Annotated in this window: 13 protein-coding genes; 6 read left to right on the top strand and 7 right to left on the bottom strand. The window is 72.2% G+C overall.

The genetic code is table 11. From position 1 onward, the window contains the following. From HD593_RS20615 to HD593_RS20600, 4 genes are read left to right on the top strand one after another with little or no spacing between them, the layout of a single operon-like run. A complete protein-coding gene (locus HD593_RS20615) occupies nt 1-870 on the top strand; it encodes a branched-chain amino acid ABC transporter permease (RefSeq protein WP_185103782.1) in 870 nt (289 codons plus the stop codon). Next, on the top strand, nt 867-2,672 hold the full coding sequence (locus HD593_RS20610; protein ID WP_185103781.1) for a branched-chain amino acid ABC transporter ATP-binding protein/permease: 1,806 nt from the start codon (nt 867-869) through the stop codon (nt 2,670-2,672). Before HD593_RS20615 ends, HD593_RS20610 begins: the two co-directional genes overlap by 4 nt. Further along, nucleotides 2,669-3,382, top strand: coding sequence for an ABC transporter ATP-binding protein (locus HD593_RS20605; protein WP_185103780.1), 714 nt, complete (start codon nt 2,669-2,671; stop codon nt 3,380-3,382). The genes HD593_RS20610 and HD593_RS20605 overlap by 4 nt, the downstream gene beginning before the upstream one ends. A 14-nt stretch (nt 3,383-3,396) precedes the next feature. Further along, nucleotides 3,397-5,463: an outer membrane protein assembly factor BamB family protein gene (locus HD593_RS20600; RefSeq protein WP_185103779.1), complete on the top strand. Its 2,067-nt coding sequence runs from the start codon at nt 3,397-3,399 to the stop codon at nt 5,461-5,463. Here HD593_RS20600 and HD593_RS20595 read toward each other — a convergent pair. The 4 genes from HD593_RS20595 to HD593_RS20580 form a co-directional block, all read right to left on the bottom strand. Further along, nucleotides 5,453-6,238 carry an N-acyl homoserine lactonase family protein gene (locus HD593_RS20595; RefSeq protein ID WP_185103778.1) on the bottom strand — a complete coding sequence of 262 codons (786 nt, stop codon included), beginning with the start codon at nt 6,236-6,238 and terminating at the stop codon, nt 5,453-5,455. The two genes, HD593_RS20600 and HD593_RS20595, sit on opposite strands and share 11 nt — an antisense overlap. Next, on the bottom strand, nt 6,235-7,539 hold the full coding sequence (locus HD593_RS20590; RefSeq protein ID WP_312904444.1) for an MFS transporter: 1,305 nt from the start codon (nt 7,537-7,539) through the stop codon (nt 6,235-6,237). Before HD593_RS20590 ends, HD593_RS20595 begins: the two co-directional genes overlap by 4 nt. 95 nt (nt 7,540-7,634) lie before the next feature. Next, nucleotides 7,635-9,365, bottom strand: a complete 1,731-nt coding sequence (locus tag HD593_RS20585; protein ID WP_185103776.1) for a bifunctional sugar phosphate isomerase/epimerase/4-hydroxyphenylpyruvate dioxygenase family protein — start codon at nt 9,363-9,365, stop codon at nt 7,635-7,637. A 20-nt stretch (nt 9,366-9,385) separates the two neighbouring features. Then, complete coding sequence (locus HD593_RS20580; RefSeq protein ID WP_185103775.1) at nt 9,386-10,231, bottom strand: shikimate dehydrogenase; 846 nt, start codon at nt 10,229-10,231, stop codon at nt 9,386-9,388. Nucleotides 10,232-10,383: 152 nt separating this feature from the next. Here HD593_RS20580 and HD593_RS20575 point away from each other — a divergent pair, with 152 nt between their 5' ends. After that, nucleotides 10,384-12,471 carry an oxidoreductase gene (locus tag HD593_RS20575; RefSeq protein WP_312904443.1) on the top strand — a complete coding sequence of 696 codons (2,088 nt, stop codon included), beginning with the start codon at nt 10,384-10,386 and terminating at the stop codon, nt 12,469-12,471. Here the strand turns inward: HD593_RS20575 and HD593_RS20570 are convergent. The 3 genes from HD593_RS20570 to HD593_RS20560 all read right to left on the bottom strand — a co-directional run bounded on the left by HD593_RS20570 (nt 12,425) and on the right by HD593_RS20560 (nt 13,921). Continuing rightward, nucleotides 12,425-12,817 (bottom strand): hypothetical protein, encoded by a 393-nt coding sequence (locus HD593_RS20570; protein ID WP_185103774.1) that lies wholly within the window; start codon nt 12,815-12,817, stop codon nt 12,425-12,427. The genes HD593_RS20575 and HD593_RS20570 overlap by 47 nt on opposite strands. After that, entirely contained in the window at nt 12,814-13,197 is a 384-nt protein-coding gene (locus HD593_RS20565) for an SgcJ/EcaC family oxidoreductase (RefSeq protein WP_185103773.1), read from the bottom strand. Before HD593_RS20565 ends, HD593_RS20570 begins: the two co-directional genes overlap by 4 nt. 121 nt (nt 13,198-13,318) lie before the next feature. Then, the gene (locus HD593_RS20560) at nt 13,319-13,921 is read right to left on the bottom strand and encodes a PadR family transcriptional regulator (protein ID WP_185103772.1); all 603 of its coding nucleotides are present in this window, start codon (nt 13,919-13,921) and stop codon (nt 13,319-13,321) included. Nucleotides 13,922-14,018: 97 nt separating this feature from the next. Between HD593_RS20560 and HD593_RS20555 the strand changes: the two genes are divergently transcribed. Further along, the gene (locus HD593_RS20555; protein WP_185103770.1) at nt 14,019-14,615 is read left to right on the top strand and encodes an NAD(P)-dependent oxidoreductase; all 597 of its coding nucleotides are present in this window, start codon (nt 14,019-14,021) and stop codon (nt 14,613-14,615) included. Nucleotides 14,616-14,622 lie beyond the last annotated feature (7 nt).

The following is a 14,622-nucleotide window of genomic DNA, read 5'->3' as shown; positions in this document are numbered from 1 at the left end:
GTGCAGGTCTTCCTTCAGACCCTGATCGGCGGGGTCACGTTCGGAGCGGTCTACGCGCTGGTGGCGATGGGCTTCTCGATCGTCTACCGCACCATGGGCCTGGTCAACTTCGCCCACGGCAGCGTCGTGATGATCGGCGCGTACGCCGCCTCCACCTTCTACATGGCCAGCAAGCTGCCGTTCGCGGTGGCCGTCGTGGTCGCGATCGCGGTCACCGCGCTGATCGGCCTGGTCATCGAGCGGTTCCTGCGCCCGCTGGAGAACAAGGACTTCACGCTGATGCTCATCGGCACCATCGGCTTCGGCGCGGTGCTGGAGGCGGGCGCGGTCCTGGTCTGGGGCGCGACCGGGCACGCCGTGCCGTCCCCGGTCGCGACGGGGCCGATCGACGTGGCCGGGATCCGCATCCCCACCTACAGCCTGCTGGTGATCGCCGTGGCCGCCGCCGCGACCGGGCTGCTGGCGCTGTTCCTGCAGCGGACGAAGCGGGGCGCGGCCATGCAGGCGGCCGCCATGGACCACCAGGCCGCCACCGCGGTCGGCATCCACGTCGGCCGCAGCAACGCCATGGCCTTCGCCATCGGCGCCGGCCTGGCCGCGCTGGCGGGCAGCCTCATCGGCCCCATGCTGTACGTGAACCCGACCATGGGCGGCACCCTGGGCATCAAGGGCTTCGCCGCGGCCATGCTCGGCGGCTTCGGCAGCATGCCCGGCGCGATCGTCGGCGGCCTGGCCTTCGGCCTGCTCGACTCCTTCGCCGCGGGCAACTTCCAGGAGTACTCCGAGCTGGTCACGTTCCTGGTCTTCGCGCTGATCGTGATGATCCGCCCCACCGGCATCTTCGGAGAGGCCACGGTGAACCGAGCATGAAACGAGTGGCGCTCATCGCCATCGCCGCGGTCGCGGCCTGGCTGCTGCCCTATGGCCTGGGCGGGTACGCCATCCACGTCGCCGACGTCGCGATCATCTTCGCGATCCTGGCCATCGGGCTCGGCCTGACCATGGGCGTGGCCGGGCAGATCAACCTGGCCCAGGTCGCCTTCTTCGGCGTCGGCGCGTACACGGTGGCCATCCTCACCACGGAGGCGGGTCTCGGCTTCTGGACGGCGTCGCTGCTGGCGCTGGCGACCGCCGTGGTGTTCGGCGTGCTGGTCGGCATCCCGGCGCTGCGCATGCAGTCGCACTACCTGGGCATCGTCACGCTCGGGCTGGCACTGGCGTTCACGAACTGGGTGACCAACGCGCACATCGCCGGGCGGGCCGAGGGCATCAGCGACATCCCGGTGCCGCCGATGTTCGGCGTCGACCTGTCCAGCGGATACCTGTTCTACTACGTCGAGCTGATCGTCTTCGCGATCGCGCTGGCGTTCGCGCTGCTGGTCACCCGCTCGCCGCTGGGCCGCCGCCTGCGCGCGATGCGGGACGACGACCTGGCGGCCGGGGCGCTGGGCGCGGAGATCCCGCTGCTGCGGATGACCGCGTTCGTGCTGTCCGGCCTGTACGGCGGCCTGGCCGGCATCCTGTACGCCGGGCTGATCCGGTTCGTCGCCCCCGAGTCCTTCAACATCGCCAACATGTTCCTGCTGCTCGCCATGGTGATCATCGGCGGGCGGGCCAGCATCCTGGGCTGCGTCGTCGGCGCGGTCGCGCTGTCGCTGGTCAGGGAGGCGCTGCTGGACGCCTCGGGTTACGCGCAGCTCGGCTACGGGCTCGTGGTGGTGCTCGTGGTGGTGTTCGCGCCCAAGGGGCTGGCGGGCCTGCCCGGGCAGATCCGGTCGCTGCTGCGCAGGCGGACCGGCGGGTCGCGGGCCCAGCTCGGCCCGTTCCTGCCGTACGACGCCGTGCCTCCGGCCGGCGAGGAGGACGTGCTGGAGATCCGGGGCGTGACGATGCGCTTCAAGGGCCTGGTGGCGCTCGACGAGGTGTCGCTCACCGTGCCGGCGGGCCAGATCCGCGGCATCGTCGGGCCGAACGGGTCGGGCAAGACGACCCTGTTCAACGTGATCAGCGGCTTCTACACGCCCGGCCAGGGGGCGGTGGTGCTGCACGGGCGCGAGGTGACGGGGATGGCGCCGTACCAGCTCGCGCAGCGCGGGGTGGCGCGCACGTTCCAGAACCTGCGCCTGTTCGAGGACCTCAGCGTGCGCGAGAACCTGCTGCTCGGCCTGGACCGCACCCGCACCTGGTGGATCTGGCGCTACCCGAGCCTGCCGTGGAAGGTGCTGGGCTACGAGCGGGCGCTGCGCAGGCGCGCCGGGGAGCTGATCGAGCGGTTCGGGCTCGTGGAGGTCGCCGACGCCGAGCCGCGCTCGCTGCCCTACGGCATCCAGCGCCGCATCGAGCTGGCCCGCGCCATGGCCATGTCCCCCGGGCTGCTGCTGCTCGACGAGCCCGCCGCCGGGCTCAACGGCGAAGAGGTGCGCCAGCTCGCCGACATCGTCCGCTCCATCAGGGACTCGGGCGTCACCGTGATCATCATCGAGCACAACATGGGCCTGGTCATGTCGCTGTGCGACCAGGTCACCGTGCTGTCCAGCGGCAAGGTGATCGCCGACGGCCCGCCCGCCGAGGTCGCGGTGCACCCGGACGTCGTCGCCGCCTACCTCGGCGACTCGATGGCCGCACCGACCGAGGAGACCGCCGAGGCCGCTGTCGAGGAGGCGACCCGATGACCACGCAGGGGACGACGCTGACCGTCGAGGGGCTGTCGGTGCACTACGGCGGTGTCCGCGCCGCGCACGACGTGTCGTTCACCGTCGAGCCCGGCCAGTCGCTGGGCATCATCGGCGCGAACGGCGCCGGCAAGTCCTCCACCCTCAAGGCGATCATGGGGCTGGCGCCCCGGCAGGCGAAGGCGATCAGGTTCGGCGAGCACGACCTGCTGCGCGCGCCCGCGCACACGCTGGTCCGGCACGGCATCGGCTACGTGCCCGAGGGCAGGCACGTCTTCCCCGGGCTCACGGTGGAGAAGAACCTGCTGCTCGGCGCGTACACCAGCAGCTGGAAGCGCACCCCGATCGACGAGGTGTTCGAGCTGTTCCCGGTGCTGGGCGAGATGCGCGGCCGGCTGGCCGGCGCGCTGTCCGGCGGGCAGCAGCAGATGCTGGCCGTCGGCCGGGCCATGATGTGCCGCCCGAAGGTGATGCTGCTGGACGAGCCGTCGATGGGGCTGTCGCCGAAGCTGGTCAGCGACATCGCCGCCGTGCTGAAGAAGCTCAACGCGGGCGGCCTGGCCATCCTGCTCGTCGAGCAGAACGCCAAGCTCACCTTCGACGTCACCACCACCTGCCTCGTCATGGAGAACGGCGAGATCGCCGCCGGTGGCACCTCGGCGGAGCTGAGCGAGGACCCCCAGGTCCGCCGCATCTATCTCGGCCTCTAACGAAAGGATGGTCCATGGTCCGTCGCAGAGAGTTACTCGCGGGCGCCGTCGCGGCTGTCGCGCTCGCCGGAGCAGGTCAGAGCCCCGCCGCCGCGGTCAGCCGGCGCGCCGGCCGGGACTTCCCGAAGGTCGGCGGGAACCTGGCGAACCAGAACTACACGGCGCTGCGCGGCCTGCACCGGGGCAACGTCAGGCGGCTTCGGGCGGCGTGGGTGAACAACATCGAGGGCGGGCTGATGGCGGGCAACAGCCAGAGCACCGCCGTGGCCGTGGACGGCGTCCTGTTCATCGAGTCGGCCCTGGGCAACGTGGTCGCGGTGGACGGCCGTACCGGGGCGACGATCTGGAAGTACGAGCAGACGCGCGGCGCGGTCACGCGCCGCGGCGTCGGGGTCGGCGGCGGCCGGATCTACACCTGCGCCAACGACAACTGGCTCATCGCCCTCGACCAGCGCACCGGGCAGGTGCTCTGGGAGCGGCAGCACAACGGGTACGGCAACCTGGAGAAGGTCGCCGTCACCTACCACGACGGCATGCTCTACTGCGGCACCAACGACGGCCCGCGCGGCGCCGCGCTGGCCTTCGACGCCGCGACCGGCGACCTGGCGTGGCACTTCTGGGGCACGGCCGCCCCCGGCGAGATCGGCGGCGGCACCTGGGAGGGCGACTCCTGGCAGGTCGGCGGGGCCACGCCGTGGATGCACTGCGCGATCGACCCGGAGCTGGGGCTGGTCTACTGGACGTTCGGCAACGCCAGGGGAAGCAAGTCCTCGCAGGACGGCTCGGAGCGCGGCGGCCAGAACCTGTTCGCCAACTCGATCGTGGCCATGGACCTGAAGACCGGCGCCTACCGGTGGCACTTCCAGTCCATCCACCACGACATCTGGGACATGGACAACGTGATGGCGCCCGTGCTGGTGGACGCCCGCGTGCGCGGCCGGCTGCGCAAGCTGGTCGTGTACGGCAGCAAGACCGGCATGTACTACATCCTCGACCGCGCCGACGGCTCGGCCCCGCTGGGCATCGACGAGCTGCCCGTGCCGCAGGAGCCCCGGCAGAAGACGTGGCCGACGCAGCCGTTCCCGCGCCAGGGCGGCTGGACCGAGCTGCGCCCGGTGGCGCAGCCGCTGGGCACCGAGGTGCCCGGCCTGCCGCACCGGGCCGTGCCGAACTACACCATCGGCTCGCTCTACACGCCGCACTGGGACGAGCCGATCCTCACCATCCCGGGACACGGCGGCGGCGCCGACTGGAACCACCAGTCCTACAGCCACAGCACCCGCCTGGTGTACACGGGCTTCGGCTACGTGGCCGCCGCCCACTCCCTGACCGAGTCGTCCAACGGGCTGCGCCCGCCCGGCGAGTACATGACGGGCGGCGTGGTGGCCGTGGACCCCTCGACGAACCGGGTGCGGTGGAAGCGGAACCTGCCGTACTCGCTGGCCCACGGCAACGGCATCCTGACCACCGCCTCCGACCTGCTGTTCATCGGCCAGCCGGACGGCAACCTGCTCTGCCTGGACGCGCGTGACGGGCGCGAGCTGTGGCGCTGGCAGACGGGCGCCGGCGTCAGCAGCAGCCCCATCGCCTACGAGATCGACGGCGAGCAGTACGTCGCGGTCTACGCGGGCGGCACCGGCATCCCGTACGGCAACTCGGCGCCGCGCGGCGACCACCTGTGGGCCTTCAAGCTCGGCGGCACCGTGTCCCCCGCGCCGGCCCCGCCGCCGCCGGTGGTCCGCCGCCCGGTCTCCGGCCAGCCGGTGGACGGCGCCACGGTGAACAACACGGTCGTGCTCGCCCGCGTCTACACCGACGGGCAGGTCGGCACGGTGGAGTCCACGGCGGTGAACGCCATGGCCCCCACCCACCTGCGGGTGCCGGTGGGCACCACGGTCACGTTCGTCAACCCGCCCGGCAACGTGCACGTGCACGGCGCCACCCAGTTCTTCGAGGGCCTGTTCGACGTCAGGCTGAAGCCGGGCGAGTCCTTCCAGTACACGTTCACGAAGCCGGGCGAGTACTTCTTCAACGACTCCTACAGCCCGAGGCCCACCGGCAAGATCGAGGTCACGGGCTGATCACCGCGACGTCGGGGGTGCGGAGCGGGAACCGTTCGAGCACCAGCGGGTCATGGCCGGCGACCACCAGCCCGGGGCCGCCGGCCAGCTCCTTGATGCGGTCGAAGGCGCCGTACATGCCGGTCATGCTGTGCAGGATCGGGAAGGGGCGGTCGCTCTCGATGTTCTCGTAGAAGTGGCTGGCGTCGGAGGCGAGCACCACGGGGCCGCGGGCCGTCTCGACGCGTACCACCTGCATGCCGGCGGTGTGCCCGCCGACGAGGTGCACGCTGAGGCCGGGCAGCAGGGCCGCGTCGCCGTCCGGCACGAGCGCCCGCCCGTCCTTCACGGCGGCGGTCAGGTGGGCGAGGTCGCCGTCGTCGAGCAGCCAGCGCTCGCGGGTGATGCGCTCCGCCCAGGGGCCGGTCCAGTAGTCCAGCTCGGCCCGCTGCACGACGTACCGGGCGCGCGGGAAGTCGCGGGCGGTGCCGGTGTGGTCGTAGTGCAGGTGGGTGAGCACCACGTGATCGACCGACTCGGCGGCGATGCCCAGCTCGGCCAGGGCCTCGACGGGTGAGCAGCGGTAGTCGAGGCCCTGGACGCGGGCCGCCCGCCCCGGCGCGATGCCGGTGTCGACGACGACCGTGTGCTCGCCGGAGACGGCCGCCCAGACGTAGTAGGCGGTGGGGTGGGAGCTCTCCCCGCCGGGCTCGTAGCCGTGGAAGTGCTCGCCGCGCCGGGCGTCGCGCTGCGCGTAGCGCACGGCGTAGACGGTGTACTGGGGGTGCGTGCTCACACCTTCACCCGGCCGGTGAGCGGCCTGAGCCCGAGCTGGTCGGTCGGCACCTGGTAGGTCTCCCTGGCGGTCGCGACGGCGGCCACGTTGATCAGGCAGACGACCGCGGTGATGACCGAGACGCCGAGCCAGCTCCCGGGGCCGGTGCCGGCCACGGCGGTGGCCACGGTGGGCGCGAACCCGGCGATGGCGAAGCCGATCTGGGTGCCGATCGCCATGCCGGACAGGCGGACGCGGGTGGTGAACATCTCGCCGTAGAAGGAGGGCCACACGGCGCTGGTGGCGCTGTGCACGACGCCGAACATCAGGATGCCGGACAGGAAGATCAGGACGTAGTCGCCGGCGGAGATCGACCACAGGTAGGCGAACATGAGGACCGCGCAGCCGAGCGAGCCGCCGACGAAGACCGGCTTGCGGCCGACCCGGTCCGACAGCCTGCCCCACAGCGGGATCGTGATGACGGCGGCGACGTTGGCCAGCACGCCGACCCAGAGCATCGGGCTGCGCTCCAGGCCCATCGTGTTGACCGCGTACGACAGGGCGTGCACGGTGAAGATCGTGCTGACCGAGGCGATGACCGCGGCGACGACGACGCGCAGCACGTCCCGCCACTGCTCGCGGAAGAGCACCGCGAGGGGCATCTTCGCGACGGTGTTGGTGGCGACCTCCTGCTCGAAGGCGGGGGTCTCCTCCAGCGTGCGGCGGATGACGACGCCGGCCACGGCCACGATGACGCTCAGCCAGAACGGCACCCGCCAGCCCCAGCTCAGCAGCTGCTCCTCGGGCAGGGCGGCGATGGGCAGGAAGATCGCGGTGGCGATGATCTGGCCGGCCTGGGTGCCGTTGAGGGTGAAGCTGGTGTAGTAGGCGCGCCGGTCCTCGGGGGCGTGCTCCAGCGTCATGGAGTTGGCGCCGGCCTGCTCGCCCGAGACGGAGAAGCCCTGCATCAGGCGGAGCAGCACGAGCAGGACCGGCGCCGCCACGCCGATCTGGTCGTAGGTGGGCAGGCAGCCGACCAGGAACGTGGAGCCGCCCATCATCAGCAGCGTGGTGACCAGCACCCGTTTGCGGCCGAACTTGTCACCGATGTGCCCGAGCACGAACGCGCCCACGGGCCTGGCGAGGTAGCCGACGCCGAACGTGGCCAGCGCGAGCAGCGTCCCCGTTGCAGGTGAGGAGGACGGGAAGAAAATCTTGTTGAAGACCAGCGCGGCGGCCGTGCCGTAGATGAAGAAGTCGTAATACTCCAAAGCACTGCCTATCCAGGCAGCAATGGCCGCTTTACGCGGTTTGCCCTGCACCGTCACAATTTGCTCCTCAGGGTGACGTCGGGGGGTAGTGCGGTTACAGGAAACTAACTCACTGGTTCGTACATTACAAGGGTGTTGCCGCAGGATTAAGCACCCGCGTGCTGCACGGCGAGCCGGATGGGGGCGTTGCCGGCCCCGTACCCCTGGTAACCGCCGAGGCGCTGGACGAGCTCGAAGAACACCCGGCCCGCGGTGACCGTGTACAGGTGCAGGAACTCGCCGCCGGCGCCGTCGCGGTCGTAGAGCACGCCGAGCCGGCGCAGCTCGGGATCGACCTCGTAGCGGGCCTCCAGGTCGTCGTAGTAGTTGTCCGGGATGGGCAGCAGCAGGTCGGGGTGCTCGGCCCGGAGCCTGCGGGCCACCGCCACGACGTCGTCGCAGGCCAGCGCGAGGTGCTGCCAGGGCTGCTGGCCGGCGCCGACGTGGGCGATGTTCACCACCATGCGCACCGCGCCGTCGGGGGCCGACATGGCCTTGCTGCGCAGCAGGCCGTACGGGTCCGGCAGCTCCAGGCTCTCCTGCGGGCGCAGGCCGAGCACGCTGCGGTAGAACAGGGCGGCCTCGTCGAAGTAGTGCAGCGGCTGGGTGAGCGCCACGTGGTCGATGTGGGTGATCCGGCCTGGAATGGCGGCGCCGGGGCCGAAGTCGGCGAGCCAGGCGGTGTCGCAGAAGAAGATCTCGGTGCCGTCAGGGGCGGCGATCGCGTCCAGCGGGGCGTCCTCGGGGGCCCGCTCGCGGGGCAGGACGGGCGACAGCAGCGCGCCGGCGTGCTTGACGGCACCGCCGGGGTCCGGGCTGTCCAGGCCGATCGCGACCAGGGCCGGGTCCGCCACCTGGTCGCGGGCGTTGAGCAGGAGCCTGGCCTCGCCCTGCGACCACAGCTCGACCGGCTTGCTCGCGTGCACGCCCGTCCTGGCGAAGCCGAGCGCGGTCAGCAGCCCGCCGAGGGTGCCGGTGTCGGCCAGCTCGGCGAAGGCGAAGCCGGCGGGCACGGCCGGATGGCTCAGGCCGTCCAGGCTCTGCTCCAGCGCGATGAGCGAGCGCATGCCGTCCAGCGCGGTGCGTTCGGTGGACGCCTGGCGGAAGACGTCGTTGAACACCTCCAGCGACAGCGGCCCCGCGTAGCCCGTGCGCAGCACGCTGGCGGTCAGCCCGGCCAGGTCGAAGTTGCCCTGCCCGGGGAAGCAGCGGTAGTGGCGGCTCCACTGCAGCACGTCCATGGCCAGCAGCGGCGCGTCGGCGAGCTGCAGGAAGAAGATCTTCTCGCCCGGGATGGCCTCGATGCCGATCGGGTCGGAGCCGCGCGACAGGATGTGGAAGCTGTCCAGGCAGGTGCCCAGGTTCGGGTGGTCGGCCATGCGCACGACGCGCCAGGCGTGCAGGTACTCGTTGACGTGCCGGCCCCAGGCCAGCGCCTCGTAGGCGATGCGGACGCCGTACTCGGCGGCCCGCTCGGCCAGCAGCCGGAGCTGCTCGGCGGCCAGCTCGTCGTCGCCGATCGCGGCCGGCGAGACGTTCGAGCAGACCAGCAGCAGGTCCGCGCCGAGCCGCCGCATCACCTGGAACTTGCGCTCGGCCCGGCGCAGGCTGCCCGCGAGCACGTCGGCCGGCACCGCCTCGAAGTCGCGGAAGGGCTGGTAGAGGTCGATGCCGAGGCCGAGGTCGGCGGCCCTGGCCCGGACCTCCTCCGGCGACAGGGGGCAGGCCAGCAGGTCGTTCTCGAAGATCTCCACCCCGTCGAACCCGGCGGCGGCGATCGCCTCCAGCTTCTCCGTGAGCGTGCCGCTCACCGACACGGTGGCGATGGACTTGCGCACGATTCCTCCTGTAGACGGGTTCAGACAGCGATGAGATCGGTCAGGTGGGCGAACATCCGCTCGGCGTCCGGCTCGCGGCCGGTGAACAGCCTGAACGCGTGCGCGGCCTGGAAGACGACCATGCCGCCGCCGTCCAGCGTCCGGCAGCCGATCGCCCGCGCCTGCTTGAGCAGCTCCGTCTCCAGCGGCCGGTAGACGATGTCGGCCACCCACAGGCCGGGATGGAGCAGCTCGGCCGGCAGCGGCAGACCCGGATGGTGGGCCATGCCGGTCGGGGTCGCGTGCACCAGCCCCTCGGCCCCGGCCAGCAGACCGGGCAGCTCGGCCGCGTCCGCGGGGCGGGCCCGTCCCGCGCCGAAACGGGCCGACAGCTCGCCTGCCAGCGCGCCCGCCCGCGCCGGGTCCGCGTCGACCAGGGTGATCCGGTCGGCGCCCATCGTGAGCAGCGCGTGCGCGACCGCGGCTCCCGCGCCTCCGGCGCCGAGCTGCACGATCCTCCTGGTGGGCACGTCCGGCAGGCCGCGCGCGAACGACTCGGCGAAGCCCGTCCAGTCCGTGTTGTGGCCGATGGCGCGCTCGCCGTCGAACACCACGGTGTTGACCGCGCCGAGCATGCGGGCATCCGGTGACAGCTCGTCCAGGTGCGGGATGACGGCCTGCTTGCAGGGGTGGGTGATGTTGAGCCCGTCGTAGCCGAACCTGCGCGCCGTGCGGACCAGCTCGCCCACCTCGCCGCCCACCCGGTCGGTGTCCAGCAGCCGGTAGACGTAGTGCAGCCCGTGGTGCACGGCCTCCTGCTCGTGCAGCGGCGGGCTCCAGGAGGGCCCGATGCCCGAGCCGATCAGCCCGACCAGGAATGAGTCCATCACGTCGTCCTTTCAAGCAGGTGCTGCGGTTTTCTTAATGTACGTACTAGTGAGTTAGCTGGCTAGACGTGACTCTTGACTTCACGGCGCCGCCCGTGGAGCCTTGTGGACTATCTAGTCCGTACTTCCAGGACGGAGCTCGGTTGTCACTGGTGAGTGAGGGCGGGCCGGCCGTGGGCCGCCCTCTGGCCCTGGGTCCCGTACGGCTGCGCAACCGGTTCGTCGCGGCCCCGATGGAGCGCAACTACTGCGAGCTCGACGGCACCGTCACCGACCGCTACACCGCCTACCTCGCCCGGCGGGCGCGGGGCGGCGCGGCGCTGGTGTTCGCCGAGGCCGCCTACGTCCGCGCGGACGGCAAGGGACGGCTGCGGCAGCTCGGCGCGGACACCGACGCGCGCGTCCCCGGGCTCGCCCGGCTGGCCTCGGCCGTGCACGACGGCGGCGCCCTGCTCGGCGTGGAGCTCAACCACGGCGGCCGCACCGCCCAGAGCGCGGTCAGCGGCTTCCAGCCGGTCGCCCCCTCCCCCGTCCCGTGCCTGCCGGCCGGCGGCGAGCCGCCCCGGGAGGCGCCGGCCGCCGAGGTGTACGAGCTGGCCGCCGCCTACGGGGAGGCCGCACGCCGCTGCCGCGAGGCGGGGGTGGACGTGATCTCGATCCACGGGGCGCACGGGTATCTCGTGCACCAGTTCCTCTCCCCCGCGTTCAACCTGCGTACCGACGAGTTCGCCGACCCCCTCCGCTTCCTCGGCCTGGTCGTCGAGGCGGTCCGCGAGCAGGCCGGTCCCGGCGTGGCCGTGGGGCTGCGGCTGTCCGCGCACGAGGGGTTCGAGGGCGGGCTGACCGCGGAGCGCACGTTCGAGCTGGTCTCTCGCGCCCGGCTGGACCTGCTGGACTTCCTCGACGTGTCGGCCGGGTCGTACGAGGCGGGGCAGTGGAGCATCCAGCCCGCCGAATGGGAGCCGGGCCTGCTCGCCCCGTACGCCGGGCGGTACCGGGAGCTGGGGCTGCCGGTGGGGGTCGCCGGGCGGATCAACACCGCGGAGAGCGCCGAGGCCATCGTGGCGGGCGGCCTGGCCGACTTCGTCTCCCTGGCCCGCGCCCTCCACGCCGATCCCGACTTTCCCCGTCACGCCCTCGCCGGGCGGGGGTATCGGCCGTGCATCGCGTGCAACTACTGCATCGACCGGCTCGGCAGCGGCGAGCCGATCCCTTGCACGGTCAACCCGGGGGCTGGGCGCGAGCACCTGATCCCGGCGCCTGCGCCCGCGGGCCGGGGCGCGGTGCCGGACGCACTCGCGAAGCACGGCGCGGCGCCCGTCACGCCTGCGGGGCCGGGGGCGGTGCTGGTGGTGGGGGCGGGGCCGGCCGGGCTTGAGGTGGCGCGGCTGCTGGCCGAGCAGGGGCGGCGCGTTCAGGTGCTGGAGCGTGAGGAGCACGTCGGCGGGCTGGTCGCGCTCGCCGGGCGGCTGCGCGCGTACCCGGAGCATCGCCGCCTGCTGCGGTGGTGGGCCGCCGAGCTGGACCGGCTCGGGGTGAGCGTGCGTACCGGCACCACCGCCACCCGCGAGGAGCTGGCGCGGCACGAGGCGGACGCCATCGTGCTGGCCACCGGCGGCACCGGCCGCCTGCCCGACGTTCCCGGCGTGGGCCTGCCGCACGTCCTCGACGTGCGCGACTGGCTCGCCCTCGGCCAGGACGTCCCGAGTTCCTGCGTCATATGGGGCGCCGACCGCGAGGGCGTGGCCGTGGCCGACCACCTCGCCGCCGAGGGGGCGGAGGTGCTGCTCCTCGGCCCGCAGCCGGCCCTCGCCCCGGACGTCGGCCGCCGCGCCAAGATCCTCATGGTGCCGCGGCTCATGGAGAACCCGAAGGTCCGCATCCTGCTGGAGTCCACGGTCTCGGCCATCGAGCCCGACCGCCTGCTCGTACGCTCCGGTGGCCAGGCGGAATGGCTGCCCGCGCCGGGCCCGCTGCTGGTCTCCCACGGTGTCGTCCCGCGTCCCGGGCTGCTCGCCGACCTGCTCGCGGACCGGCGGCCCCGCCTGGGGGTGCACGTGCTCGGGGACGCGGGGGACAACGGCGGCTCGCTCCACGGGTGCTTCGCCGCGGCGGCGGAGGTGGCCGACGCCCTCGCGCGAGCATGCACGCGAGGGCAGGCCCTCACCCCGGACGACACCCCTCGCGGCGGCCTCAGGCCGGACGGGTCGTCGCCCGAGCGCGGCGGCCCACGTTCGTGAGCAGTTCCGTGAACGCCTTCCGCGTGGTCTCGGCGAACCCCGCGAAGAACCGGTTCGCCAGCGGCACCGCCCACCGCAGCCACTGCGCCACGTTGAACACCCGGTGCACCAGCAGCGCCCCCTGAGGATGCGGCTCGACGCTCCACTCTCCGCGATACCACCATCCGCCCTGGATGGCGATGGTGTGACCGGCCACCTCCACGGTGGAGGTGTGCCCGGGCGCGTCCTCCACGGTGAACCGGCCGGAGCGGCGGCCGTCGGGCAGCAGTTCCTCGGCGAGGGCATCCCACACCCGGGAGGCGGGCGCCTCGACGACCCCGGCCACCTCGGTGATCAGCTTCCTCATGACGCCACCCGGGTGTTCTGGAAGGAGGCGAAGCGCCAGCCCCCGGGCGTGCGGACGGCGGTGAAGGAGACGGTGGAGGCGCGTTGCAGGCCGTCCACCGCGGTGCCGCCGGCGACAACCACCAGGACGGCGCCGTCGGCCAGCGGCTTGACCGTGTACTCGCCGCCGGTGGACATGGTGGAGCCGTTGAGCGGGCCCTCGAAGAGCCGGCGGTGCATGGACTCGATGGCCTCCCGTCCGCGGGTGTGGGTGCCGTCGAAGGTGATGTAGTCGGCGTCCTCGGTGAAGACGGCGGCGTAGGCGGCGGCATCGCCGCTGTTCCACGCTTCGGCGAGGCCGGCGAGCAGGTCGGCGACCTCGGACGCGGGGATCTCGGACATGGCGCAACTCCTCGTGCTCGCGGCGCCTATCCTGAGGTGTGCGACTCCAGGCAGGGCAGGCGCCTTGTTCTCGGATGTCCGGCTGCCAGGGTGTTGGCGCACCCTGGCAGCCGCTCTTACCTCAGGGCTCGCCGAGCACCCCTTCCAGGAGCTCCCGTCTGACGGTGCTCGGCCAGTCGAGCTCGCCCGACTCCAGCCGGGCGATGAGGTCCCTGAGCCAGGCCAGCTCGGTCTCGCTCAGGGCCCGTTCGTAGTCGACCTCGATCATCAGGACGTCGGGCAGGCCGCCGTCCTTCAGCGCCTTCAGGTGGGCGTTCATCGAGGCCAGCGACCCTTCGATGGACGCGGCCCTGGTGCGCAGCGCCCGCAGCGCGTCGGGCACCGGCAGGACGCCCATCAGGGAGACGGCGGCGGTGAACGTGCGGCGCTCGGCTCCCGGGTTCTCCAGCAGCGTGCGGAGCCTGGTCGCCAGCTCCCGGAGGCCCTCGTCGGTGATCTCGTAGACGGTGCGCTCCGGGCGGCGGCCCTCCCTGCTGGTCTCGACCGGCACGATCAGCTCCTCGGCCGCCAGCCTCTCGACCGCGTGGTAGAGGCTTCTGGGCAGCCCCGTCACGTAGTCCTTGTGCGTGTCGACGATGAAGCGGTGCAGCTCGTACGGGTGGCTGGCACGTACCGACAGCATGGCCAGCACGGTGAGACCGACCAGGTCAGGACGCCGCGCCATGAATCTCCCTTCCATATTGCAATTCGCACTATAGCGGAGTAGACACGGAAAGGCACCTCGCTATAGTGCAGACTGCAATATAGAAGGAGACATCACCATGAAGATCTTGGTCATCGGCTCGACCGGCCGCACCGGCCGGCACGTGCTCGCGCAGGGTGTCCAGCGCGGCCACGAGATCACCGCGTTCGCCCGCCGCCCCGAGCTCCTCGCCGGCCGCGACGGCCTGGCCGCCGTGCACCAGGGCGACGCCCGCGACCTGGCCGCCGTCCGTACGGCGGTGCACGGCCAGGACGCCGTCATCGCCGCGGTCGGCGGCAGCGAGATCGCCCGCACCCTCATCGCCGCGATGCGCGAGAGCGGCGTGCGGCGGGTGGTGATGACCAGCAGCCGCTCGGTCCCCGCCACCCGCCCGCGCCTGCCGGTCACCCTGGCCTGGCTGTTCTTCCGCGAGGCGTACGTGGACCTGGCCAGGGCCGAGGGCATGCTGCAGGTCAGCGACCTCGACTGGAGCGTCGCCCGGGGCACGATGCTGACCGACAAGCCGGGGGCGGGGCGGGTGCACGTCGACTTCGAGGCCAACGCCACGGGCGGGGCCATGCAGCTGTCACGCGCCGACTACGCGATGGCCCTCCTGGACACCGCCGAGGACCCGTCGCTGATCGGCAAGGCCCTGGGGGTCTGCGGCCCGAAGTAACGCGGTG

It is taken from the genome of Nonomuraea rubra (genome assembly GCF_014207985.1).
In the GTDB taxonomy this organism is placed as follows: domain Bacteria; phylum Actinomycetota; class Actinomycetes; order Streptosporangiales; family Streptosporangiaceae; genus Nonomuraea; species Nonomuraea rubra.
The sequence above is the reverse complement of the archived record's forward strand: the minus strand, read 5'-3'. Positions and strand labels throughout refer to the sequence as shown.

Coding starts and splice junctions, on each gene's coding strand:
- HD593_RS20560 (WP_185103772.1), bottom strand. CDS start 13,921: ATGGCGCGGCGTCCTGACCTGGTCGGTCTCACCGTGCTGGCCATGCTG.
- HD593_RS20565 (WP_185103773.1), bottom strand. CDS start 13,197: ATGTCCGAGATCCCCGCGTCCGAGGTCGCCGACCTGCTCGCCGGCCTC.
- HD593_RS20555 (WP_185103770.1), top strand. CDS start 14,019: ATGAAGATCTTGGTCATCGGCTCGACCGGCCGCACCGGCCGGCACGTG.
- HD593_RS20600 (WP_185103779.1), top strand. CDS start 3,397: ATGGTCCGTCGCAGAGAGTTACTCGCGGGCGCCGTCGCGGCTGTCGCG.
- HD593_RS20570 (WP_185103774.1), bottom strand. CDS start 12,817: ATGAGGAAGCTGATCACCGAGGTGGCCGGGGTCGTCGAGGCGCCCGCC.
- HD593_RS20580 (WP_185103775.1), bottom strand. CDS start 10,231: ATGGACTCATTCCTGGTCGGGCTGATCGGCTCGGGCATCGGGCCCTCC.
- HD593_RS20605 (WP_185103780.1), top strand. CDS start 2,669: ATGACCACGCAGGGGACGACGCTGACCGTCGAGGGGCTGTCGGTGCAC.
- HD593_RS20610 (WP_185103781.1), top strand. CDS start 867: ATGAAACGAGTGGCGCTCATCGCCATCGCCGCGGTCGCGGCCTGGCTG.